The organism is Cytobacillus massiliigabonensis (assembly GCF_900199725.1).
In the GTDB taxonomy this organism is placed as follows: Bacteria; Bacillota; Bacilli; order Bacillales; family Cytobacillaceae; genus Cytobacillus; species Cytobacillus massiliigabonensis.
Window position 1 is genome coordinate 2,429,145 of record NZ_LT904904.1, and the last position, 24,531, is coordinate 2,453,675.

The window sequence follows — 24,531 nt, forward strand, 5'->3', positions numbered from 1 at the left end:
TGATCTGACCCAATAAAGTTAGACAAATAATTTTATGCAACTTTTAAGACTTGAGTTCGGTATTCCACCGGACTCAGGTCTTTTAATTTTGCCTTCATTCGTTTGTGATTGTAATAGTGAATATAATCAGCTAATTCCTTTTCAAAATGCTCTATACTGTCAAAATCCTGTAGATAAAGGAGTTCGGACTTTAATAAGCCAAAGAAGTTTTCCATGACTGCATTGTCCAAACAGTTTCCCTTTCGAGACATACTCTGCGTAATTTGGTGCTGTTCTAATGTTTTTTGATATTGTTTCATTTGATAATGCCAGCCTTGATCTGAATGAAGAATCACTTGCTCTCCTGGCTGAAGACGTTCTATTGCTTGGACTAACATTTCTCCGACCAATTTATAAACAGGACGTTTCATGACGTTATAAGCAATGATTTCACCATTACACAAATCAAGTACTGGAGAGAGGTAACGTTTCTCACCGAATAGGTGGAATTCCGTCACATCGGTTACCCATTTTTGATTCACTTTCTCTGCAGAAAAATCACGGTTTAGGATGTTAGGAGCAACTTTTCCCACATTACCTTTATAAGAACGGTACTTTTTCATGCGGACTAAGCATAGTAAGTCCATATCATTCATTAAACGATTGATGGTTTTTTTATCGTGTTTAAACCCTCGTTTCTCTAGTTCTTTCGTGATCCGACGGTGTCCATAACGACCCTTATGTTCATGAAAAATCTCTTTAATACTTTCTTTTACGTTCGCATATTTATCAGGTTGATTTAATTTTTTCTCCCAATAATAATACGTACTACGTGGAATGTCAGCGACTTCAACTAAATCTACAACTTCATACATATGCTTTAGTTCAAAAATTACCTGCGCTTTGATTTTGTTTGTAATTTTTCCTGCATTTGAACTAAAGCGTTCAACTTTTTTAAGTAGGCATTCTCCATTTCTAAACGCTCAATTTTCGCTTGTAGTACTTCTACCGTATCTTCAACTAGTTTTGGTGTTTCTTTCTTTGAATCAATTTTCTTTGTTTCTTTCTTCATAGATGGTCGCCCCTTTTTCTTTGGTTGTAGGGCGTCTAATCCATCTCGATTTAACTTTAATCTCCAATTTCGTATCATTCCAGGAGAAGAAATATTAAATATCGCAGCTGTATCAATAGAAGATGTACCCGTTTCGATCATATAATTTAGTACATCCATTTTAAACTGAGTTGAATAACTTGTATAGCTTTTTAGAAAAGCTTCAATGCCATGTTGTTCGTATAGGCGAATCCATCCACTCAAAATAGTTGGTTTTACCTGAACCTCCCGCGCAATCTCATTGATAGATTCATTCCCATTTAAATACCTTGAAACAATTAGAATCCTTTGTTCTGCAGTAAATTTAGCCATTAAAAAACCCCCATAAATGTTAGTTTGATGTCTAACATTTATGGGGCAGTTCAGATCTGTCTCTGCTTTTTTTGTTATTAAAAATATTAGGAAATCATTAGATAAGTTTTCTATTTTTCCTTTGTCATTTTTATTAGAGTAATAATATCCTTTGATACTTCATCATATGGTACGGCGTCCGCCTTTATATCATTTTTAATCTTTTCAATCAGCTTAACCGCTGCAGGATTTGTTACTGTTAATGTCTGAACATTGCCATTGAAGACCTTGTTCATAAAACTTTTAGCTTTTATGAGGTTATCATCCTCTTCCTGAACAGGATTTTTAGCCGGCTCTTTTTGGTTTTGATCTTTTCTTGACATGCCATCGACACCTTTTAGGGTGTGTTGCTGCATGGAATCGTATTGAGTGGAAGTCACCTCTGGAGTTGCACGTGCCAGGATGACAGTATCATCTAAAACAAACACTTTTATTCCGTTAATTCCTTCACCGCCTAATCTTGATTCAAGATGAGAAGATATCCCTCCATCATGCAAACCTGAGCTTCCTATCAAGCTATATACATTAGTTCCTGTACCATGAGAGGTTCCTCCATGTTCATCAGTTGTCTGCCTTTTTTCTCCGTTTTCACTTGGAATAATTAAGCCATCATTTATATTTCTTGTAGACACATTTGAATCATAGACACTTGTTTCATGTGCCCCATGCTTCTGTCCCACTTCCGCTTTAACCGTTTCATCAAGTGCATTTGGCTGGCCCGTGCATGCAGTAAGGAATAAGATCCCGCTAAATAAGAACGTATTTTTCCATATTATTTTCATTTTTTTCCACCTCGAAAAATTTAGATTTATTGTTATCATGCCCAACTTTTTTTTACGTATGAATAAAATTTTTTTGGGGCAATCTATCCTTAAAATGTAGGAGGTGGATTTAATGCCAGAAAACACCAAAGAACAGGATAACAATGAATCCCTCACGCGTAGAAGATTCCTCAAAAGTTCTGGTATAGCACTTGGCGGCCTGGCCGTAGGCGGTGCATTAGGAAGTTTAATTCCATTTAAAGAAAAAACTAATGAAGGAAAAGTAAAGAGCGACAAGAAGACTGAAAACTATAATTTAGCATTAATGTATTTTACTCAAGAGCAGTTCAGAATGGTTGAATCAGCAACTGAGCGCATTTTTCCGGCCGATGATAATGGACCTGGGGCAAAAGAGTTAGGAGTAGCCTACTTTATTGATCACCAGTTAAGTGGGGATTGGGGCTTTAATTCTAGGGAATACATGCAGCCTCCTTTTTTTAAAGGCGAAAAGGTTCAAGGGTATCAAGGGCGAATTAGGCGTCGTGAAATATTTGATATTGGTTTACGAGAACTGCAAAATCACAGTTTAACGAAGTATAAAAAGAATTTTATTGAACTAAATGAAGAGGAACAAGATGATATTTTAACAGATTTTGCAGAGGACAAGGTAAACCTTACGACAATTTCTGCAAGCGGATTTTTTAATATGCTAAGGAGCAGCACATTAGAAGGGGCCTACAGTGATCCATTATACAGTGGAAACCGTAATATGGAGGGCTGGAAAATGCGGAATTATCCAGGCAGTCAAATGGCCTATACAGATGTCATCGATAAAAAATTCACTGTGATTCCGCCAGTAAGTTTAAGGGACCACCTAGGACATTAATTGCACCTAGATGAATGTACTAAATGTCTATGAAAGAGGTGTATGAAGTGGCAAAAAAATTACCAAAGACTGATGTTGTCATCGTTGGTGTTGGCTGGGCAGGCGGGATTATTGCAGCCGAACTAACAAAAAAAGGCTTAAATTGCGTCGGCTTAGAAAGAGGAAAGGAACGAAAAACAGAGGATTACTTTATGGTGCATGATGAGCTTCGTTATGCGCTAAGGTATGAGCTGATGCAAGATCTTTCGAGGGAGACGATTACCTTCCGCGGAAATGAAAAAATCCGCGCGCTGCCAATGCGGCAATACGGATCCTTTTTATTAGGGGATGGACTAGGAGGATCCGGTGTTCACTGGAATGGGCAAACATACCGCTTTCTTCCTTATGATTTTGAAATTCGCAGCAAAACAATTGAAAGATATGGGGAAAAAAAGATTCCCAAGGATATGACCATTCAAGATTGGGGCATTACTTATGATGAGTTGGAGCCATATTTTGATAAGTTTGAAAAAATGGCAGGCATTTCAGGGGAAGAAAATCCTCTTGGCGGGAAAAGGTCCAGTCCTTATCCGACGCCGCCGATGAAGACAACACCAGTGCTTGAAAAATTCAAGAAGGCTGCCACCAATTTAAAGCTACATCCATACAATCGTCCTTCAGCAAATCTTTCTGAAGCTTATACAAATCCTGACGGAGTATCGCGAGCGGCTTGTCAATATTGTGCTTATTGTGAGCGGTTTGGGTGTGAATATGGGGCAAAAGCTGATCCCGTAGTTACTGTTCTTCCAGTAGCCAAGAAGACAGGGAAATTTGAAATTCGCACGCATTCCAATGTTCGTCGAGTTTTAAAGACAGGCAATAAGGCAACTGGCGTATTATATGTAGATACAACTACAGGAGAAGAGATTGAACAGCCAGCAGATATTGTTGTGTTAACAAGCTATGTGTTTAATAATGTTAGGTTATTATTGCAATCAGGTATCGGTCGTCCATACGATCCGAAGACAGGGACAGGAGTTATTGGGAAAAATTATGCTTACCAGGTACAAAAGGGCAGTGCGACTGGTTTCTTTGAAAAGGAAGAATTTAATACCTTTGCTGGTGCTGGTTCACTTGGTATGGTGATTGATGATTTTAATGGAGATAACTTTGATCATTCCAATTTAAATTTTATTCACGGGGGCTCAATTGCTATTTCTCAAACAGGATTAAGGCCGATTTCCAATAACAAGGTTCCTAAAGGTACTCCTTTATGGGGGAAAGAGTTTAAAGCAAATTCGATTAAATATGCAAATCGAACGCTATCTGTGGGAGGACAAGGATCAAGTATGCCATTTAAACATCATTATTTAGATCTTGATCCGACATATAAGGATGAATTTGGGGATCCGCTTATTCGAATCACGTATGATTTTGAGGAACAGGATCGGCAGTTAGCTAAGTATTTAACCGACAAATGCGTAGAAATTATGAAGGAAATGGGTGCAGACCAAATTGATTCAATGGATGAGCTAGGTCCTTACGATATTACGACTTACCAATCTACACATAATACCGGAGGAGTCATTATGGGAGCAGATCCAAATACATCGGCTGTTAATAATTATATGCAAATGTGGGATGCAGAAAATGTATTTGTCATCGGTGCAACAGCATTTGCCCATAATGGCGGCTATAATCCAACTGGCACAGTTGGAGCGTTATCTTATCGGGCGGCAGAAGGTATTTTGTCCTATAAACAAAAAGGCGGTATCCTAGCTTAAAAGAAATGAGGGGCAATATGTTATCAAACATAGGAATTCCTGGCTTAATATTGATTTTAATTATTGCATTAATCATCTTTGGTCCAAAAAAACTTCCAGAAATCGGATCTGCGTTTGGAAAGACTTTATCTGAATTCAAACGGACAGCTACCTCTATTATTGATGATGAAGAGGATAATATGAAAACAAGTAAAAAGGAAAATTCTTAAAGCTTTTAAAGAATTCATTTTTTGTTATTACTTTGCGTTAAAAGAAAGCACCCTAAAGGGTGTTTTTTTGTTTCGGACAACTATGTTATTGTCCTAGAGGGCAGAAACAAAGGTAAATATTTGCATTTATTCAAAATTAATCGCTATAATTAGTACTAGGTACTATGATTAACTTCTAAAAATGATCTGAGGTGTAATAAATGATAGGGGCAAGAATTACAGCAATAGGGACATTCGTTCCCGAAAAAACATTAACTAATTTTGAGCTAGAACAAATGGTCGAAACGAATAATGAATGGATAATTCAAAGAACAGGCATTCATGAACGCAGAATAACCCGTCCAGATGAATTTACAAGTGATATATGTGTATCCGCTGTAAAGGATTTAATGTATAGATTCAATAAAAAAGTTGAAGATGTAGATATGATTATAGTAGCAACAAGTACACCAGATTTTCCATTCCCGTCAGTTTCAAGTATCATCCAAAATCAGTTAAAGATTTCTCAAACAGGAGCAATCGATTTAAGTGCTGCTTGTGCTGGATTTGTATATGCCTTGCATACAGCCCATAGCTTAATTTCCAGTGGTCATCACAAAAAGGTATTAGTGATCGGTGCAGATACACTTTCGAAAATTACAGACTATACAGATAGAAGTACATGTATTTTATTTGGTGACGGAGCTGGTGCAGTTTTAGTTGAAAGAGATGAAGAATCAAAAAGCTTTATTGGATTCCATCTTGGAAGTGATGGAAGCGGATCACAACATGTTTACCGTTCAGGATTATCAAGTAAGGTTAATGGAATTGAATTAATTGATACGCAATTTCTTGTGCAAAATGGGAGAGAAGTTTTTCGTTGGGTTGTTAGAAATGTTCCTGATAGTGTTAGGCGAATTTTAGAAAAAACTCAAACGAGTATAGATCAAATTGATTGGTTTATCCCTCATAGTGCAAACTTAAGGTTAATTGAACCAATTTGTGATAAATTAGAATTCCCATTGGAAAAAACACTATACAGTTTAGTCAACTTTGGAAATACGTCTGCAGCAACCATTCCATTGGCTCTTGATCTAGGAATTCGAGAGGGAAAAGTTAAAAATGGAGATAGAGTTCTCATGTATGGTTTTGGATCTGGGTTGGTTCACGCGGGACAACTTTTAGAAATCAATTTTGATGAGCAATTGAATACACCTAAACCTTTTTAATAGTATTTTTAATCAAAAAATATTGTGTATTCACAAAACCTTATCTTCCTTCAATAATTTCCATAATTAATGGACATTTTATTATTATTGGGGGTGAATGTTTTGACAGAAAAAGACTTTCAAAATGTTAGTTTAGGCGGAAAGATAGTAAAGGAAAAGGGAAATGGTGGAGATCAAATTCACGGCCGCGAGAAAGAAAATAAAAATGGAAAATTTAATACGAATCCCAAAGTTGATTTAAAGTAATATGTAATGAACCAGTTGACCTTTTTGTTAACTGGTTTTCTTTTGTTCAAAGTTAATGATCGATTTGATTGGAAAGGAAAGACAAAGGATTAAAAAAATGAACAATCGAAATATGTTTTGTCAAAAAGTTATTGACTAGAGTAAATATAAGTATTACAATTATCTTGAATTAAAGATATATTAATTAAAGATAATTGTTTTGGACATAGTTACTTGAAGATAAACCTTTTTTATACGCATTATTATATATGAAACAACAAACCTTTAATATGAGGAGAATGGGAATGGATTTTGTAGAATTGGTACAGGATAGACGATCAGCAAATAACTTTTTACCAGATCAAGAAATCAGTCAGAAAGAACTAAATGAAATTTTTGAATTAGTTAAGCTCGGTCCATCAGCTTTTAATTTACAGCATACAAGATATATAACTGTTTTGGAACCTGATTTGAAAGAAGAAGTAAGGAAGGCAGCAAATGGACAATATAAAGTATCAAGTGCCTCCGCAGTAATTTTTGTAGTTGGGGATAAAAAAGCTTATCAGCAGGCTTCTGAGATTTATGAAGGTTTAAAGCTATTAGGTATAGTAAATAAACAAGAATATGATCATATGGTTAATGATACAGTCTCATTCTATGAATCAAGAGGGGCAGAATTTCAACGAGAAGAAGCAATCAGAAATGCATCGCTATCAGCCATGCTATTTATGTTAGCAGCCAAGGAAAAAGGCTGGGACACATGTCCGATGATTGGATTTGATCAAGAGGAGATAAAGGATTTATTGAGGATTGATGAACAATATGAGGTTGCATTGATGATTACAGTAGGGAAAGAAAAGGTTTCAAGCAGGAAACCAAGGGGCTATCGGAAACCTGTTAGTGAATTTGTCACTTACATCTAAAATTCCAAATGTTAACAAGTGATGTAAAATAATGAAGAAACTAATGATGGGTGTACAATGATTGTTGCTAATCTATGATGAGAGACATAGCGAAAACGTTCAAGAAATTATTCTTTCTCTTGACGTTAGAGAGTTAGATTAATACATAATTCTAAAAGCTTAAATTCCAGAAATTTAATGGATTATAAATTCTAACTAAAATTTGAAAGGCAACATCTTTAAAATAGATGCTGCTTTTTATTTATTTCAATTGTTTAACCATAATAATATGTGGACCAATAGGGGGGTAGTCAAAAACTTTCCCATGAACTTCGAAACCTAATTTAGAATAATACCCCTGTACTGTTGTTCTTCCTTTGCACCATAGCAGGTCAAAGCCTTGTCCTTTTATGGAATCTTCTGCATAGGAAATAAGAGAACTCCCGGCACCTAACTTTCGAAACGACTCTAGGGTTGCCATTCCTCTTAATCGATACTGCATTTCCGTTTGGAAATCAGGGTTTTTCTCGATGCAAAATGATCCAATACTTATTAGTTTTCGTTGATAAAAAGCTCCAACATGAAAGGCACCATCCTCGTGGTCTGTTTCATATTTGCAGTCTTCTAATGTTTGGTGAGGACGTAATACGGAATGTCTAATATTGTACGTCAATTCTGGCTCAATTTTTCTAATTTCTATCATACTGTACCTCCCAATATTTACATGAATGAAATGAACTAATTATTAATTAATTCAAGGTTTATTCTATTAATCCTTCTTTTATATGTAACTGCATTTTTTATTAAAGGTAAAAAAATTTGTTTCTTATTTTCTGTAATTTATAATATAGGTAATTACTTCTAACATGTTTTGGGTACATCAATGACAATTTAAAGTGAGGATAAAATGAATAAAGGACAAGATGAACAAAAACAAGTCGTACTTAAAGTCGGAGCGGTACTTAAAAAACTCCGTAAAGAAAAGAATTGGAGTCTTGAGGATTTATCGGAATTATCGGGAGTGAGTAAACTAACACTTGGAAACATTGAGCGTGGAGAAACAAATCCAACAATAGGAATGTTATGGAAGATTTCGAAAAGCTTATCGATTCCTCTCATGTCATTATTTTCTAATGAGGATAACAGCGTACATCTGTCCCGTGCTGGAAAAGGATTAAGGATTTCTGGAGAGGAGAATAATTGGGCAATTGAGCCGATTTTTCAAAATACGAATAATGAAATGGAAATGTATCGGGCTTATTTACAGCCAAATAGCTCATACTTTCCGGAAAAACATCACCAGAATACAACAGAGTTAGCAACAGTCATGTCAGGTACCATTTCCATTCAAGTTAATAATGAATCCTACATTTTAAACCAATATGATTCAATTAGTTTCCGTGCAGACGGGAAACATTCTTATACAAATGATTCAAACGAAGTTGTAGTTCTCCATATCATATTAAAATATGGCAACTAAATATTATTGTATTGAAAACGCGAAACAGCCCTCTGTCAAAAACAGATAGAGGGCTGTTCTTTTGATATTCATTGAATCAGTCTGAGAATAAAAAAACATAGACTTATTATGAATGATATACTATAGTATGCTATATCGATATTTAAGTAAAATATAATTTATTTTTTTAGCTAGAATACTGAAATCAATACTTTATTAACTATTAAGCAGAGATTCATTAATTATCCAAGCATCTGGAGGAAACACCATGAGTACAACAAAACATGCAACGATAGAACAGGAAATCAAGTCAGCCCCAAATGACCGGAAATCAACAGCGGTTTGGGTAATAATTGTAGGAATCATATTTATTGCAGTAAATTTACGTTCTCCTTTAACTTCGGTAGGACCATTAGTAGGTTTTATAAAGGATTCTATGCAAATTTCAAATACTTTGGCTGGGATGATTACGACATTGCCATTGCTTGCTTTTGCGTTATTCTCACCTATTGTACCTAGGTTAGGACAAAAATTTGGAATGGAACTTATTATTTTCGCATCCATCATTATTCTTACAATTGGAATTATCATACGTTCTTTATCTGGAGCAGCAACATTATATATCGGTACAGCTGTCATTGGTTTAGCTATTTCTGTTTGTAATGTATTGTTGCCAAGTCTTATAAAAAGAGAGTTCCCGACAAAAATCGGCTTAATGACTGGTGTGTATTCTATTTCTATGAACTTGCTAGGAGCAGCTGCCTCTGGTATTAGTGTACCTATTGCCATTCATTTAGGATTTGGCTGGCAAGGTGCATTGGGGATATGGGGGATTTTAAGTTTTGTATCCATTTTAACTTGGCTGCCGCAAATGAAACGCCCCAATCGGAGTACAAGCAATGTTCATAACAAAGGAGAAATCAGCAGAGTAAATGTATGGTCATCCGCAATAGCATGGCAAGTATCATTGTTTATGGGCTTACAATCCCTGCTTTTTTACGTACTTATCGCGTGGCTGCCTGAAATTTTAAAGGTACAAGGAATAAGTTCGGATCAATCTGGGTGGCTCCTCACTATTATGCAGTTAGCTTTGCTTCCATTTACATTTATCGTTCCTGTCATCGCTGGACGAATGTCAAGTCAGCGTTCCCTAGTTACTATTACGTCAGGTTTGTTTTTAGCTGGAACACTTGGATTGCTTTACGGCAGTTCAAACTTAATTGTTTTGTGGGTAATTTTATTAGGTATTGGCGGAGGCTTTGCCTTTAGTTTAGCAATGATGTTCTTTAGCTTACGCACAAAAAATTCTCATCAAGCAGCAGAGCTTTCTGGTATGGCACAATCAGTCGGTTACCTGCTTGCTGCTATTGGTCCAACGCTCTTTGGATATATCCATGATGCAACCAATAGCTGGACGATCCCGCTTACTATCTTGGTTGGTGCATCTTTCTTGCTCTTTTTATTCGGACTAGGTGCTGCTAGGAATTGCTTTATTGGGTCTAGTAAATAGGATGAAAAATTTATTTATTAATTATTTGCTGTTTATCTGAAAATATGATAAATTAATTGGAAATTAGAGGTGGATAAAATGTTTGCTTTTATCAAAATTATTTCGTTGTCTCAATTACATTATCATATGGAATAGCCTTGCTATACGATTTGTAAAATCGCAAATAGGAAGGCTATTTATCATTAAACCGTATTTGATTAAGTTCTATACTTACATCAAGTGCGGTTTTTTATTTTACCCAAAAATAGAGGAGGTCACTGAAAATGAATGTTCAAAATGTAAAAGGTACACAGGATTACTTGCCAAATGCTGAAGTTGTAAGGAGGGAAATTACAAAAATTTTAGAACCTACATTTATTCAATACGGATGTAAGCCTCTGGAAACACCTATTTTAAATAACCAATTTAAAATAAAGGATATGGCATTTGGTAAAGAAAGGTTTGAAAAATTTATGTTTAAAAAGTAAGAATTAAAAGTTTGGCAGGAAAAACTAAGGATAATTAGTTATTTGTAGTAAAATAAACTTAGGAGAGCTATGAAGGGAGAGAAGCTGCATTAGCCAAAGTTAATGGGGATTAACTGTAAATGAGATTTATTATTATAACAAAAAATGAGTTTAAAGGAGAGATGATCCATTTTGGAAACACAAATTACAACAAAGTTTAGAATATATAGATCAGCCAAGGAGGTATTTGAGGCGATTGTAGATCCAGAGAAAATTGGTAATTTTTGGTTTTCTTCCAGTTCGGAAAGATGGGAAGAAGGAAAGATGATTACATTGAGATATGAGGAATATGATGCTGAAGGGATTATAAATGTAATAGAAATCGATCGTAACAAGAAAATCGTATTTAAGTGGGGAGCGGAACATGATAATGAAACGATTGTTACCATTACAATAAATGAGTTGGAGAAGATGAATACAATAATTGAAATAAGTGAATCAGGTTTCAAAGAAGAGGACCCAGAAGTTGTAAATATGATGACTGATCAAAAAGGCGGCTGGGTTTACATGCTATCTTGTTTAAAAAGCTATTTAGAAAATGATGTAAAAAATTTGAGAGCTTCTTTAGTCCATTAAATGAATGCCAACTAATCGTTTGGCAGCCTTCTGATATAGATAATAATTAAATTTTAGGAGGCTGCCATTATTTTACTTCTGAATAATTGAATTTATGATGTGTATGGAATCCCATTCCCCTGAAGAGAGCAGGGTGATGGGATACTTTTTTGGAAAAAGGGTATTTTTCATTTGAGCTGGTGTCATTCCATCGTCATAAAGTCTGATCACTTTTTCTTGGAGATCTAATAAAAAATTTAGCTTTCTTTGTAAAGCAGCTCGCCCGTTTTCTAAATAGCCAGCATGACAGCAGAATACATCTTCAAAATCATAGGTTAATATTCTCTTAAGAGATTCAATAATCGTAGGAATGCTTTCCTCACGTAATATGACCTTGGTCTTTTCCTGGCAATACAAATCCCCAGTGAATAGCTGACCGGTTTCGCGATTCAAAAAAGCCAAATGGTCAATGGCATGACCAGGTGTCTCAATTACGTCCCATGTTGCATGGCTAGATAAAAAGGTTTCTTCGATTGCCTCGGCGTGGAAAGGGCTTCGTTTTCCCCAAAATAATTTTCGATACATTGGATAATCAGGTTTCTTTTTACAGTAATCAAGCATTTTATTATTCATATAAATAGGCAGCTGCAAGTCTTTTTGCAGAAAGGCCGCACACCCCGTATGGTCTTCGTGAAAATGAGTAATTACAACTTTAGTGATTTTCTGTTGCTTGAAAAATGGGACAAATTGCTTTTCTAATGATTTTGCTCCTGTATCAATTAAAACCCCGTCAACAACAAAGCAATGAACATTTAATTGTATCCCTTGAAAAGCTACTGAGCCGTTTCCGATTTGAACTCCTTTTATCGACTGCTGTTTGAAGTTCCTTTTTAATAACAATGTAAAGCACCTCCCGTTAACCTCCATTTTGTTAAATTTTAACTCAAAATGAATATCGATTCATTACAAATATTAAAAATATATAAGCAATTTACTTCCAGGATGACAGAAAATTATTTATTATTGGAATATATATCTAATAGGAGGTAGAATTTTGCAGAATTATATATGTGTAACTTGTGGGGTTCAGTATGAAGGTTCAAACAATGCACCAGAACAATGTGTGATTTGTAATGAAGAGAGACAATATGTACATTCGAATGGACAATCTTGGATTACTTTAGAAACTATGATTAAAGAGAACTATCAAAATATTATTAGTTTAGAAGAAGAAGGTTTACATAGCCTAACAACATCACCGGCATTCGCTATTGGTCAAACGGCTTATCTTGTTCAAAATGATGGTTTTAATTTGTTATGGGATTGCATAACCTATTTTGATGATATGACTATTAGTAAAATTAAAGAGTTAGGTGGAATCAATGCTATTGCCTTATCTCACCCTCATTATTATTCAACCCAAGTTGAATGGGCAGAAGCATTTGATGTACCTATTTATATCCATGAAGATGATAAAGAGTGGGTAATGAGACCAAGTGATAAGATAATTTTTTGGTCAGGTGAAAGTCTTGAATTGCATAAGGGATTAGTCATTCATCGTTTAGGTGGACATTTTAAAGGTGGAGCAGTATTGGAATGGAAACATGGGAATGAGAAAAAGGGGATATTACTAACAGGTGATATCATCCAAGTTGTCGCAGACAATCAATGGGTGAGTTTTATGTATAGCTATCCTAACCTAATCCCACTCCCTGCAGCTAAAGTGCAGGAGATTGCAAACAGCGTAACTAAATTAACATTTGACCGTATATATAATGCTTTTCATCGTGTTGTAAAAGAAAATGCGAAAATATCTGTTCAGAAGTCGGCAAAAAGGTATGTAGATGCATTAAATGGAGAATTATTTAATACGTAATATTAGAAGGTAATATATTTTGAAACCGTATTTGATTCTCGTAAATCGAGTGCGGTTTTTTATTTAATAAATATATATTAAAAATATTGCAGAATACTTAATTAATAAATGGAACTACATTATGTTTATAGTTCCATTTTTCTATTAAAGCAACCGAGATGAATAATCATCTATTTATGTAATCCAATACATCCTGAATATAATATTTTAATTCTTGATTAGTGGAAACAACTAAGCTTTCATAATCAGATGGTTTTTTACTATTTTCGATAGTAAACATAAATGATTCTTTAGACTTTATCTCTTTAATCTGGCTTATCATTCTTTCGCGATTTTTTAATCTAAAATTAATTTCGTTCATATCGTCTAGGTAACATTCAACATATTTATATTTTGCGTTGTATTTTTCACTTAAATTTGTTCCTTTTTCTATCATTTCTTCATATAAGCAAGGGCTATCAAATATAACACTCTGCCCTTCTGATAACAGAAACTCTATTAAAGACCAATCAATATTGTATGAAATTTTACCAGCTAATTTTGTATCAATAGCAGTATCCTCTATGCTTTCCAATAAAGCTGATTTAACAATATCATGATCAATAACTACTGCCCCAGTCTGCTTTGCTATTTGCCTTGAAAGTGTAGATTTACCTGAGCCAGGGAAACCTGACATTTGAACAAAAAACATATTTTAGCCTCCTCGATGAATGACGGCGATTTAGTAGAATTCAATTATTAATCTTCTCCCCCAATTCAGAGCTCGCTTGTTCATTTGGAAAATTCTGATAAAATAAGTTTATCATACGTACTATTCTTTGGGAACATATTCTATTTTGTAAGGAAAATTGAGGAAGGAAAAGTAAATCCAAATATTAAAAAAGATCATACCAATAATAGTGAAAATAATATAAAAAGGGAGGTTTTCCATATGTACCCACCGAAGCATATTGTTTCAGCAGCGGCAATCGTATTGAATGATCAAGGAGAAATTTTATTAATTAAAGGACCGCGAAGAGGCTGGGAGATGCCTGGCGGACAAGTGGAAGAAGGGGAATCACTTAAAGAAGCAGCTATCAGGGAAACAAAAGAAGAATCAGGCATTGAAATCGAAGTGACGAAATTTTGTGGGTTATTTCAAAATGTTGATCGATCTATCTGCAATACGCTGTTCTTGGGTAAAGCCATTGGCGGTGCCCCTGCTACTAGCCCAGAGAGTTTAGAAGTAGGATTTTTTCCAATAAAACAAGCGTTAGAAATGGTAACTTGGAAGAATTTTAGACAAAGAATAGAATACTGTTTGGATGATCGTGTTCAACCCTTTTATGTAGAGTTTTCTGACAGAGAAAATGAGGAGCTTATATATAAAGTACTTTAAGATAAAAGAATATCTCCTTGAAAAAAAGGAACCACTTTGTGATAAGGCTATAGGTGGTTCCTGAAATCTATTTACAGGATTGAACATGGTTTGTTAAAATTCTAGGTCCTAATTTATTTGTCTTGGAATTAGATAGTCTAACCTGAACATTGACATTCTCCATTTTTGCTGTAATTAAGTCAAATCTGCCTGCCCAAGTTGGATTTTCTTCTTCTGGTGTTGGATATAGCCTGAAGCGCCAGCTGATTTCTTCAGGAATATAAGCAAAACCATCATAGCCATCGTAATTGCCATAGGTTGCGGGTGCTGGGAGGTGAACGGCGAGAATACTTATATTTGTTCGTGGAAAACTTGGCGGGTGTAATTGTACTTTATAAATCAATGCGGCTCCTTTTGCGTTTGTCAGAGTATGATCTACTGGCTCTAAAACTATGCTGCAAGGCATGCTATTTGCCTTTATTAAAGATGGATTTATAACCAAGTAAGTCAGTACGAATATAACCATAATACTTCGTTTCATAAAACACCTCATATTTGTCTTTTATTTAATTTATCCAAGTTTGGGATAAATGATAAATAAATTTTTTTTGCCTAGATTGTAGAGGAGGAAGGAATGCATGTGAAACGAAACAATATCAAAATTATAGGATTTGCCCCTAAGTATGCAATACAAACAGTAGAAATGTGGCGTGAAAGCAAAGAATTAGCGATTGGTCAAAAAGAAAATCATAGTTTTGAAAATCACTTGTATTTTTTAAACCATATATTAATTGATCGTTTTCAAGTAGACTTAGCGCTTATGGATGAAAAAGTAGTTGGAATGATTGCATATAATGAAAGAGAAATAAATCAGCTCTATATACATAAAGAGTTTCAAGGAATTGGTATTGGTCAATCTTTGTTGGATAAGGTAAAAGAACAATCAAACGGAAGATTAACATTGTACACATTCGAAGTTAACGACATAGCTCAGGGATTCTATGAAAAGCAAGGATTCAAAGTGATAGGAAGAGGACATGAAAATGAAGAAAATTTACCTGATATTCAATATGAGTGGGTAAAGTATCCAAAATGAATAAGAAAACAATTCATTGAAAAGAAGGGATAATAATTGAAAGAAACTATACTTAATTATGACGATTTATTATTGATGTTAGATTCTTTATTAAGAGAGCCATCGAAATTTTGGAATGATTTTTATTCTAATCGTGAAAAGGGTATTCCTTTTTTTGTCAATTCACCAGATGAAAATTTAGTTCGTTATTTTGAGAAAGATATATTCAGAACAGGAAAGATTTTAGAATTAGGCTGTGGCCCTGGACGAAATGCTATTTTTTTTGCGAAAAAAGGCTGCAGTGTTGATGCAGTAGATTTATCGATTGAATCGCTAAAATGGGCGAAAGAAAGATCAATTGAAAACAATGTTAATGTTAATTTCATCCAAGCTAACATCTTTGAATTAGACATTGAGGAGGGGGCATATGATATTGTGTATGATTCAGGCTGCTTTCATCATATTGCTCCACATAGAAGAATGAGCTATATAGATTTAGTAAAAAGAGCCTTAAAACCGAATGGATTTTTTGCACTGACGTGTTTTGTCCAAGGCGGCGAATTAGGCGGTGCAGATATATCGGATTGGGATGTCTATCGACTGCTAAGCCTTGAAGGTGGATTAGGGTATACAGAAGAAAAGTTAAAGGCGATATTTAAAGATTTTAAGGTAATAGAAATTAGGAATATGGAGGCATGTAAGCAGCAGGATAATACTTTTGGCGTATCAGGGTTAATGGTTGCTCTATTTCAAAAATAGTTTTAAATGGATGTTAATAGACAAGAAGATTAGGAGACCATTGCATGAATCTAAGCCTTTAAATGGGAGCATTGGCGAGATTTCTTTTGTGACTGAATGTAAAATGGAGTTTAGTTGTTCACTCAAAAATATTGATGAAGTGAAAAATATTATAAAAAGGATTCATCCATATGAGGAACCTGTAATTAACAGCATCCCATTTTTGAATTAAAAAGTTTCTCATATAGATGTTTCTAAATGATTATGGAGGCAAGATGGATAACTTTAAAGTAATGCAGATAAATAATCTGAATATTACTGGTCTAGCAGAGTTGGTAGATGAAAGTAATTGTGAAGGTTTTCGTTTCTTAAATAGATTAATTCATGATTATATGAATGGAACGAATACCTTTAATAAATTTGGTGAAGCATTGTATGGTGTTTTTAACAAGAAAAATAAAATAGTGGCTATTGGCGGCTTAAATATAGATCCTTTTTCTGCTGAAGAATTAATTGGCAGGCTTCGGCGTTTTTATGTCTGTAAAGAGTATCGAAGAAATGGAATTGGGAGTATGCTTCTAACTAAAATAATTATAGAAGCAAATCATTATTTTAAAGTTTTGGTACTCCATACAGATACCATCCAAGGGGATCGATTCTATACTGCACATGGTTTTATAAAGGATAATTACTATCCCAATTCTACACATTATAAAGTATTTGAAAGGAAAATATATTAAATCTGATTTGGAATATACTATAATGGATATGAATGTTCAATTAGTGAATTTGTTCCAGTTGGACAAATAGGACTAGTGTTAACAAAGTATAAAGCTTATTAAGTGTTCTTTTTGAAATATTATAATCAGGGGTGTAAATATGAATTTCTCTGAGGTAATAATTATGCTTCTTGTTTTTAGTGTACTCTTCACATATTTTTTAGTCCCTTTTCAAAAATCTTCAAACAAAACAGATCACCCGAAAAGTCAATTATTTAGGGTGGCATTCAAAGAGTCTTTCTTTCATTTGATTTTACATAAAAAAGCTGTAGTCGCTTGTATCCTATTAGTTGTTACATTATATGGCACTTGGTTAGGCTATGCAGCCGGTGAAGACCATATTAATGCCCACAGTGGCTATCCGCCTATCAGTACTAAAGTAGACGCTTATTTAACGATGGGGATTGTTTTTCTGTATTCAATATTTTTATTTCTCCTGCTTGTTTATGTGAAAACATTTAGGGGATTAAAGAACGATCAAGGAAGATAAGAGAAAGTTAAATAACCATACAAATAGGATTACGCATATTACTATTTTACGCTTAATTAAAATGTTGCTTTTTGCTGAAACAAATCAAATTATTCATTGTTTGGTTTGTAAACTCTTTCAAAAATCCTTTGAAAGCCATAATTTAAAAAAGCGTCAGCCATAATTAATAGAAAAAAGTAGCGAGATTTCACTTTTATATTAAAGAATTTAATCTTTCTAAATAGTGATATGATAGGAAAAGCATAAATCAAATCCGCCACTATATTAATCAAAGCATATATGAGAAACTTTCCTTTTGATAAATAAAAGAACCAAATATTTAGTGCAAGATACGGACCAAAAACAAGTAGTAATGCAGTATGAAGCATCTTTTTCTGATTTCCTTTTACCTTCCAAAGTTTATAGGAAGTAAAAAGAAAAATTTCTCCTATTAGGATCATGGAGGAAAATAAGGTAACAGGTAAATATTTGATGAACACTTGTTTTTTATTTGGAAGAAAAATAACTGAGATCCATGATAGGATGAACAAGGATATACTAATACCAGCTTGATACATTTTATCACCCTTTATTCAAAAATTATTTCTAAAATCTAATACGTATGTTATTAAAAGAATAGATATATTATCCCCGTTCTAGATAAAATTACTTTAAACGGTTGATGGAAATTTTGTTATTTAAATATACAAATAAGTATTGCAATTTTGATAAGAAAGGCTATAATAATTTGAAATACTTCTTTAAAATCAATGACAAAGAGAGTAGTTATTTGTAACGTCAAAGCGAGTCAGGGATGGTGGAAGCCTGATTACGGAGCAGATAATGAACCGCACTTTGGAGATGCTTTCCTGAATGAATGTAGGGAAAGCCGGGGTGAGCCCCGTTATCAAATGGAGTGGTTTTCATCAAACAAGTAGAGTGGTACCGCGGGTTAATTAAATCTCCCGTCTCTTTTTCTTCGGAAAAGGGACGGGATTTTTTTATTTTAGGGAGGAAAGAGGAATGAATTATAAAGTCGCATTTGCAGAAGTCTTGTACGATCAGTTAAAAGACCATATCGAAAAAGGTAAGTTAATGAATATGATTGAAATACCTAAATTTGCGAATATGGGCGATTTGGCATTTCCATGTTTTGAATTAGCGAAAATATACCGTAAGTCACCACAGACCATTGCATTTGAACTAATAGAAAATATGAAGCTGTCTAACCTTTTTCAGAGTGCTGAAGCAGTGAATGGGTATGTCAATGTATTTTTAAATAAAAATGAAGCATCCTCATTAACGATTCAAGAAGTGATCTCAAAAAAAGAAAGATATGGAGAAGTAAATATTGGCAATCAGGATGTAATTACGATCGATTTTTCATCACCCAATATTGCAAAGCCTTTTTCTATGGGACATTTACGTTCTACAGTAATTGGGAACGCACTTGCACTCATAGCTGAAAAATGCGGGTACAAGGCAATTAGAATTAATCATTTAGGTGATTGGGGTACCCAGTTTGGAAAGTTAATTGTAGCCTACAAAATGTGGGGAAAAGAACAACAGGTAAAAGAAAATCCGATCAAAGAGCTGTTAAAATTGTATGTTCAATTTCATGAGGAGGCAGAACAGGACCCTAGTTTTAATGATCAAGGGAGACTGTGGTTTAAGAAGCTGGAAGAAGGAAACGAAGAAGCTATCGAACTATGGGAATGGTTTAGAGATGAATCATTAAAAGAGTTTTCGAAAATATATGCATTATTAGGTGTACGCTTTGATTCAACTCATGGGGAAGCTTTTTATAATGACAAAATGGATCAAGTAGTTCAGCTGCTCGAGGAAAAGCAGTTATTAAAAGAATCGGATGGTGCAAAAGTAGTTGAAATAAATAAAGATTTACCACCTTGTTTAATTAAGAAAAAAGATGGAACCACACTCTATGCAACCCGTGATTTAGCAGCGGCGATTTATCGGCAAAACCACTACGGATTTGTTCAGTCATTATATGTTGTGGGGCATGAACAAACGCTCCATTTTAGACAATTATTTGAAGTGCTGCTGAAAATGGATTATTCATGGCATGAAGGACTCAAGCATATACCTTTTGGGATGATGCTAAAAGATGGGAAGAAAATGTCTACACGTAAGGGTAAAGTTGTGCTTTTGGAGGAAGTATTAAATGATGCGATAAATCTAGCCAAGAGGAGCATTATGGAGAAAAATCCTGGGCTTGAAGATAAAGAGTCAGTTGCCCGGCAGGTTGGCGTAGGCGCAGTGATATTTCATGATTTAAAAAACTATCGATTAAATGATATTGAATTTTCCTTGGATGACATGCTGCGGTTTGAAGGAGAAACCGGTCCATATGTTCAATACACACATGCACGTGCAACCTCAATTTTGAAAAAGGGGAAATATAAGGAAAGGAATGGGGAATTTACCTTTTCAGATGATGAAGCATGGGCAATAATAAAAAATCTTATGGCTTTTCCAACTGCCGTTAAGAGAGCATTTGAAGAATATGATCCATCCCAAATTGCTAAATATGTACTTGAACTATCCAAGGCATTTAATAAATACTATGGCTCGGTTCGTATTTTAGCTGAACTAGAACATAAACAAGCGAGATTATCATTAGTGTTTGCAGTTCAAATTGTTCTAAAAGAGGGGTTAAGACTACTGGGCATTAAAGCACCAACAGAAATGTAAATGTTAAACTTTTCATATTACTGAAGAGGTGTTATCCATTGAACCGTTCCTTTTATTCATTATTATTCAGTCAAACCTCAACAAATCTAGGATTTGCATTGTATACAATGATCGTAGTTTTACATTTATATAATGAAACAGGCTCCACAGCGTTGTCTGCAGCAGTCACATTAGTAAGTGTCATCGCACGTATGGGAAGCGGGCTTATTTTACCAGCAGTATCTGACCAATACAAGCCTGCACATTTGATAATATTTTCGCAAATAAGTCAGCTTCTGCTGCTGGCAGGATTATTTATTCTCTTTCAACAAGAACTGACGACAGGTATTTTAGTAATTACTTTTATCATATTAGCGGTTATTTCGTTTTTTAATGGTTTTTTTTCGCCAATTAAAAGCTCTTTAGTAAAAAGGATTGTCAATGAAAACATGAGGGTGAAAGCAAATAGCCTTATATCAAGTGTGGATCAAACTTTTTTATTTGCAGGATGGACATTTGGAGGCATGCTGCTTGCTTTTTTAGGGAAAGAAACCGCTTTTGTGATCACATTTGGATTGCTAATCATCTCAATCATTAGTTTATTTTTTGTGAAAGTAAACAATCCAATGATTATTCATTCCCAGGAGGGTTTTTTTGTAAGGATAACCTCAGGATGGAAACTTCTTTTTCACCATCAGGGATTAAGGATCTTAGTCATCATGGATTTAATGGAAGCATGGGTTGGAACGATATGGATTGGGGCCATCACATTAACCTTCGCACAGGAGGCATTAGGGCAAGATGAAACCTGGTGGGGGTATATAAATGGCGGTTATTATTTAGGCACTATTTTGGGTGGCTTAATTGTATTTCGATTTTCAAAATGGATGCAAGGCCGTTTAACAATCTTTATGCTGGCGGGGTCTTTCCTTTTTGGATTGCTCACGTTTATTTATGGATTTGTCTCTCAGCCATATCTAGCATTAGTTCTTGTCCTATTAATGGGTCCTGCGTATCAATTGAGAGACTTGGCACAGGAAACCATGTTTCAAAATAGTGTAGCAGATGATCAAATATTGACGAAAATACTTGCTGCACGCTCAACACTTGTTCAGTTAATATTTATGTTCTCAGTTATTGGAATTGGAGCTTTAACAGACCTTATTGGTGTTCGATTCATTTACATTTTGTCAGGCGGTTTATTGTTGCTTTCAGCTCTTTATGGCTTTATTCATCTCTATATTAAAGGTCTTGGATCGTCTTTAGAGACTAACAAAGTAAACGCTTCTTAAATTAAATAGTTCAAATAGTTTAGGGAAAGATTAAATAAACAAACCCATTCGTAAGCGAAATCGTAATGATAATGCGTAAAAATGCTTGGATAATTGGTGGTTACCCCAAAAAATTAGAGTTATTACACTAACTTTCGGGGGTCGTTACTTAATTTCCAAGCATTTTTTTTAGTTTGATAATGATTTTTATATTTTATACGGTTGCTAGGAGGCGGTCATGGCACCCGGAATATCAGAACGTATGGAAACAGGTCGCAATGAGTGCTTTATGGCGCCCGGAATTTCAGAATGAATGAAAACCGGTCGCCAAGAGTGCTTCATGACGCCCGAAATTTTCGTTCGAATGAAAATCGGTCGCCAAGAGTGCTTTATGGCTCCCGGAATTTCAGAATGAATGAAAACCGGTCGCTATGAGCGCTTTATGGAGCCTGAAATTTCCGTATGAATGAAAATCGGTCGCTAAGAGCGCTTTATGGCGCCCGGAATTTCCGTGTGAATGAAAATTGGTCGCTAAGAGCGCTTCATGGCGCCCGGAATTTCCGTGTGAATGAAAATTGGTCGCTAAGAGCGCTTCATGGCGCCCGGAATTTCCGTGTGAATGAAAATTGGTCGCCAAGAGCGCTTCATGGCGCCCGGAATTTCCGTGTGAATGAAAATTGGTCGCTAAGAGCGCTTTATGGCACCCGGAATTTCCGAGTGAATGAAAACCGGTCGCTATGCGCGCTTCATGGCGCCTGGAATTTCCGAGTGAATGAAAACCGGTCGCTATGAGCGCTTCATGGCGCCTGGAATTTCCGAGTGAATGAAAACCGGTCGCTATGAGCGCTTCATGGCGCCTGAAATTTCCGTGCGAATGAAAATCGGACGCTATGAGCGCTTTATGGCGCCTGAAATTTCCGTATGAATGAAAACCGGTCGCCAAGAGCGCTTCATGGCGCCCGGAATTTCAGAACGTATAAAAACTAGTCTCTAAGAGGTTTTCGTGGCGGCCAAATTTTAACTTGGAACAAAAATCCGTAGCCATAAAAATTTATTTTAGCTATAGCACCAAATTTCTTCTACTATTTAATCACAATCTCCTTTTATAAATATGTTAAACTAGAATTGCATAAATTCAGAATTTTAACATTAAAAAGGGTGGTTCATATGAGACTAAATGGGAAAACAGCTGTAATTACCGGAGGGGCGAGCGGTATTGGCTTAGAAGCTGTTAAACTTTTTGCTAGGGAAGGTGCAAATGTAGCAATTGTCGATTTTAATGAACAAGCGGGAAAAGAACATGAAAATGGCAATAACGTTCTATTTTTTCAGGCGGACGTAGCTAATAGAGAAAATATCGATCTTGCAATCCAAGGTGTAATCGAAGCATTTGGAAAAATAGATATTCTAATTAATAATGCAGGTATTACAAGAGATGCAACCTTACGAAAAATGACGATTGAGGATTTCCAAAAAGTGATTGACGTGAATCTAACAGGTGTCTTTCATTGTACACAAGCCGTCCTTCCAATTATGCTGGAGGCAGGGAAAGGAAAAATCATCAATACTTCCTCTATCGCAGGTGTGGGGGGGAATTTTGGACAAACGAACTACTCAGCTGCAAAAGCAGGTGTCATCGGATTAACAAAAACATGGGCAAAAGAATTGGGGAGAAAAGGAATTAATGTCAATGCAGTTGCCCCAGGTTTTATCGAGACTGACATGATTAGCACGATTCCTGATCATATTCTCATGCAAATTAAACTAATTACACCAAGTGTTCGTCTAGGGAAGCCTGAGGATATTGCTAATGCGTATTTATTCCTAGCATCAGATGAATCCGATTTTATCAATGGGCATGTGCTTAGTGTTGATGGGGGAATGATGAAATAGTTTATCTGAAAAATTTAGTATAATAGAGAGGTATATATTTTGATAAAAGAAATAGATATTACTAATAAAATGGCTGCAGAAGATGTATTTAATATTCAAATTCCATCATACGAGATAGAAGCTGAAATAATCGGCTATTCAGAAATTCCGCCATTAAATGATACAATCCCCGCGTTGATGAAATGTGGAGAAACATTCTTTGGTTATTACATAAATGAAGTGTTATGTGGTGTCCTGTCCTTTAAGTCAGAAAAGGATGAAATTGATATCCACCGGCTAATGGTACATCCAAACCATTTTCGAAAGGGAATTGCAAAGAAGCTATTAGAATATATCGAAAAAAATGCAATGGGGACAAAAACACTAATCGTATCAACTGGTTCAAAAAATATGCCAGCTGTTCAATTCTATGAAAAATTTGGCTTTGTAAAAACAGGAGAAATTAATATAAACGAACAGTTATCGTTAACTTCTTTCAAGAAACAAATAAAATAGACTTTTTATGGGGCTGTTACTCAGCTCCTTTTTTTTATTAATATGGGCATAATAGGTTAAATGCAGAGATACTTGACATGTAACCAAAAGGTGTTATATCATTTAAAACGAAACCAAAAGGTGTTATATTATCTACTAAGAAGGAGTTTTTTTATGACAAATCAAAATAAAGTAAAAGATATTGAGCAAAAGGTGATTATTGAAGCGCCTATTCAAAAGGTGTGGGATAAAGTAGCAAATGCAGAAGGAATTGCGTCATGGTTTATGCCTAATGATTTTAAACCTGAGGTAGGTCATGAATTTCATTTACAATCTCCTTTTGGACCATCTCCATGCAAGGTATTAGAACTAGACGAACCAAATCGGCTTTCATTTTCATGGGATACAGATGGATGGCTCGTTTCATTTATTTTGAAAGATCTAGGAGGAAAGACAGAGTTTACTCTCATTCATGGCGGGTGG

The 24,531-nt window shown here is 35.1% G+C and carries 28 protein-coding genes and 1 other annotated feature; of the genes, 21 read left to right on the forward strand and 7 right to left on the reverse strand.

Annotation, left to right across the window (positions count from 1 at the left end; all coding sequences use genetic code 11):
• Positions 1–32: 32 nt before the first annotated feature.
• Together C1726_RS23185 and C1726_RS23190 are read right to left on the reverse strand one after the other, a co-directional pair.
• Positions 33–1,402 (reverse strand): IS3 family transposase gene (locus C1726_RS23185; RefSeq protein WP_102271266.1). Its coding sequence is split into 2 segments (ribosomal slippage): positions 33–937 and positions 937–1,402, totalling 1,371 coding nucleotides; the frame shifts between segments, so codons are not numbered across the junction.
• Positions 1,403–1,512: 110 nt separating this feature from the next.
• On the reverse strand, positions 1,513–2,223 hold the full coding sequence (locus C1726_RS23190; protein WP_102275318.1) for a hypothetical protein: 711 nt from the start codon (positions 2,221–2,223) through the stop codon (positions 1,513–1,515).
• Positions 2,224–2,335: 112 nt separating this feature from the next.
• Here C1726_RS23190 and C1726_RS23195 point away from each other — a divergent pair, with 112 nt between their 5' ends.
• From C1726_RS23195 to C1726_RS23215, 6 genes are all read left to right on the forward strand, one after another.
• Positions 2,336–3,088, forward strand: a complete 753-nt coding sequence (locus C1726_RS23195; protein WP_102275319.1) for a gluconate 2-dehydrogenase subunit 3 family protein — start codon at positions 2,336–2,338, stop codon at positions 3,086–3,088.
• Between the two features lie 47 nt (positions 3,089–3,135).
• Positions 3,136–4,851 (forward strand): GMC family oxidoreductase, encoded by a 1,716-nt coding sequence (locus C1726_RS23200; RefSeq protein ID WP_102275320.1) that lies wholly within the window; start codon positions 3,136–3,138, stop codon positions 4,849–4,851.
• Positions 4,852–4,868: 17 nt separating this feature from the next.
• Positions 4,869–5,060: a twin-arginine translocase TatA/TatE family subunit gene (tatA, locus tag C1726_RS23205; RefSeq protein ID WP_102275321.1), complete on the forward strand. Its 192-nt coding sequence runs from the start codon at positions 4,869–4,871 to the stop codon at positions 5,058–5,060.
• A gap of 200 nt (positions 5,061–5,260) precedes the next feature.
• On the forward strand, positions 5,261–6,268 hold the full coding sequence (locus C1726_RS23210) for a ketoacyl-ACP synthase III (RefSeq protein ID WP_102275322.1): 1,008 nt from the start codon (positions 5,261–5,263) through the stop codon (positions 6,266–6,268).
• Between the two features lie 102 nt (positions 6,269–6,370).
• On the forward strand, positions 6,371–6,514 hold the full coding sequence (locus C1726_RS26375; RefSeq protein WP_165571608.1) for a hypothetical protein: 144 nt from the start codon (positions 6,371–6,373) through the stop codon (positions 6,512–6,514).
• A gap of 278 nt (positions 6,515–6,792) precedes the next feature.
• The gene (locus C1726_RS23215) at positions 6,793–7,416 is read left to right on the forward strand and encodes a nitroreductase family protein (protein ID WP_102275323.1); all 624 of its coding nucleotides are present in this window, start codon (positions 6,793–6,795) and stop codon (positions 7,414–7,416) included.
• A gap of 241 nt (positions 7,417–7,657) precedes the next feature.
• Here the strand turns inward: C1726_RS23215 and C1726_RS23220 are convergent, their stop codons facing one another.
• Positions 7,658–8,098, reverse strand: coding sequence for a GNAT family N-acetyltransferase (locus C1726_RS23220; protein WP_102275324.1), 441 nt, complete (start codon positions 8,096–8,098; stop codon positions 7,658–7,660).
• 204 nt (positions 8,099–8,302) lie between these two features.
• On the opposite strand from C1726_RS23220, the gene C1726_RS23225 reads away from it, so the two are divergent.
• The 4 genes from C1726_RS23225 to C1726_RS23240 all read left to right on the forward strand — a co-directional run bounded on the left by C1726_RS23225 (position 8,303) and on the right by C1726_RS23240 (position 11,446).
• Positions 8,303–8,875: a helix-turn-helix domain-containing protein gene (locus C1726_RS23225; RefSeq protein ID WP_102275325.1), complete on the forward strand. Its 573-nt coding sequence runs from the start codon at positions 8,303–8,305 to the stop codon at positions 8,873–8,875.
• Positions 8,876–9,122: 247 nt separating this feature from the next.
• On the forward strand, positions 9,123–10,364 hold the full coding sequence (locus C1726_RS23230) for a CynX/NimT family MFS transporter (RefSeq protein WP_102275326.1): 1,242 nt from the start codon (positions 9,123–9,125) through the stop codon (positions 10,362–10,364).
• Between the two features lie 263 nt (positions 10,365–10,627).
• Positions 10,628–10,831 carry a hypothetical protein gene (locus tag C1726_RS23235; protein ID WP_407642061.1) on the forward strand — a complete coding sequence of 68 codons (204 nt, stop codon included), beginning with the start codon at positions 10,628–10,630 and terminating at the stop codon, positions 10,829–10,831.
• A gap of 168 nt (positions 10,832–10,999) precedes the next feature.
• The gene (locus C1726_RS23240; RefSeq protein WP_235822883.1) at positions 11,000–11,446 is read left to right on the forward strand and encodes an SRPBCC family protein; all 447 of its coding nucleotides are present in this window, start codon (positions 11,000–11,002) and stop codon (positions 11,444–11,446) included.
• A 72-nt stretch (positions 11,447–11,518) separates the two neighbouring features.
• Here C1726_RS23240 and C1726_RS23245 read toward each other — a convergent pair whose 3' ends face one another.
• The gene (locus C1726_RS23245) at positions 11,519–12,325 is read right to left on the reverse strand and encodes an MBL fold metallo-hydrolase (protein WP_235822831.1); all 807 of its coding nucleotides are present in this window, start codon (positions 12,323–12,325) and stop codon (positions 11,519–11,521) included.
• Between the two features lie 154 nt (positions 12,326–12,479).
• Here C1726_RS23245 and C1726_RS23250 point away from each other — a divergent pair, with 154 nt between their 5' ends.
• Entirely contained in the window at positions 12,480–13,301 is an 822-nt protein-coding gene (locus C1726_RS23250) for an MBL fold metallo-hydrolase (RefSeq protein WP_102275329.1), read from the forward strand.
• Positions 13,302–13,467: 166 nt separating this feature from the next.
• Here C1726_RS23250 and C1726_RS23255 read toward each other — a convergent pair whose 3' ends face one another.
• Positions 13,468–13,992, reverse strand: a complete 525-nt coding sequence (locus C1726_RS23255; protein WP_102275330.1) for an AAA family ATPase — start codon at positions 13,990–13,992, stop codon at positions 13,468–13,470.
• 240 nt (positions 13,993–14,232) lie between these two features.
• Here C1726_RS23255 and C1726_RS23260 point away from each other — a divergent pair, with 240 nt between their 5' ends.
• Positions 14,233–14,679, forward strand: a complete 447-nt coding sequence (locus C1726_RS23260; RefSeq protein WP_102275331.1) for an NUDIX hydrolase — start codon at positions 14,233–14,235, stop codon at positions 14,677–14,679.
• Between the two features lie 67 nt (positions 14,680–14,746).
• Here the strand turns inward: C1726_RS23260 and C1726_RS23265 are convergent, their stop codons facing one another.
• A complete protein-coding gene (locus C1726_RS23265; protein WP_102275332.1) occupies positions 14,747–15,199 on the reverse strand; it encodes a hypothetical protein in 453 nt (150 codons plus the stop codon).
• 93 nt (positions 15,200–15,292) lie between these two features.
• On the opposite strand from C1726_RS23265, the gene C1726_RS23270 reads away from it, so the two are divergent.
• The 4 genes from C1726_RS23270 to C1726_RS23290 all read left to right on the forward strand — a co-directional run bounded on the left by C1726_RS23270 (position 15,293) and on the right by C1726_RS23290 (position 17,740).
• On the forward strand, positions 15,293–15,754 hold the full coding sequence (locus C1726_RS23270) for a GNAT family N-acetyltransferase (RefSeq protein ID WP_407642062.1): 462 nt from the start codon (positions 15,293–15,295) through the stop codon (positions 15,752–15,754).
• A gap of 36 nt (positions 15,755–15,790) precedes the next feature.
• Positions 15,791–16,492 (forward strand): class I SAM-dependent methyltransferase, encoded by a 702-nt coding sequence (locus C1726_RS23275; protein WP_102275333.1) that lies wholly within the window; start codon positions 15,791–15,793, stop codon positions 16,490–16,492.
• Positions 16,493–16,746: 254 nt separating this feature from the next.
• A complete protein-coding gene (locus tag C1726_RS23285; RefSeq protein WP_102275334.1) occupies positions 16,747–17,211 on the forward strand; it encodes a GNAT family N-acetyltransferase in 465 nt (154 codons plus the stop codon).
• Positions 17,212–17,350: 139 nt separating this feature from the next.
• Positions 17,351–17,740, forward strand: a complete 390-nt coding sequence (locus tag C1726_RS23290) for a hypothetical protein (RefSeq protein WP_102275335.1) — start codon at positions 17,351–17,353, stop codon at positions 17,738–17,740.
• An 89-nt stretch (positions 17,741–17,829) separates the two neighbouring features.
• On the opposite strand, the gene C1726_RS23295 is transcribed toward C1726_RS23290, so the two are convergent.
• On the reverse strand, positions 17,830–18,297 hold the full coding sequence (locus C1726_RS23295) for a hypothetical protein (protein WP_102275336.1): 468 nt from the start codon (positions 18,295–18,297) through the stop codon (positions 17,830–17,832).
• 183 nt (positions 18,298–18,480) lie between these two features.
• Positions 18,481–18,695 (forward strand) — a binding site (T-box leader).
• Positions 18,696–18,742: 47 nt separating this feature from the next.
• Between C1726_RS23295 and argS the strand changes: the two genes are divergently transcribed.
• The 5 genes from argS to C1726_RS23325 all read left to right on the forward strand — a co-directional run.
• On the forward strand, positions 18,743–20,431 hold the full coding sequence (argS, locus tag C1726_RS23300) for an arginine--tRNA ligase (RefSeq protein ID WP_102275337.1): 1,689 nt from the start codon (positions 18,743–18,745) through the stop codon (positions 20,429–20,431).
• A gap of 38 nt (positions 20,432–20,469) precedes the next feature.
• Complete coding sequence (locus tag C1726_RS23305; protein ID WP_102275338.1) at positions 20,470–21,702, forward strand: MFS transporter; 1,233 nt, start codon at positions 20,470–20,472, stop codon at positions 21,700–21,702.
• Positions 21,703–22,848: 1,146 nt separating this feature from the next.
• Complete coding sequence (locus C1726_RS23315; protein WP_102275340.1) at positions 22,849–23,574, forward strand: beta-ketoacyl-ACP reductase; 726 nt, start codon at positions 22,849–22,851, stop codon at positions 23,572–23,574.
• 39 nt (positions 23,575–23,613) lie between these two features.
• A complete protein-coding gene (locus C1726_RS23320; protein WP_102275341.1) occupies positions 23,614–24,069 on the forward strand; it encodes a GNAT family N-acetyltransferase in 456 nt (151 codons plus the stop codon).
• A 153-nt stretch (positions 24,070–24,222) separates the two neighbouring features.
• On the forward strand, positions 24,223–24,531 hold a 309-nt coding region (locus tag C1726_RS23325; protein WP_102275342.1), incomplete at its 3' end, for an SRPBCC family protein.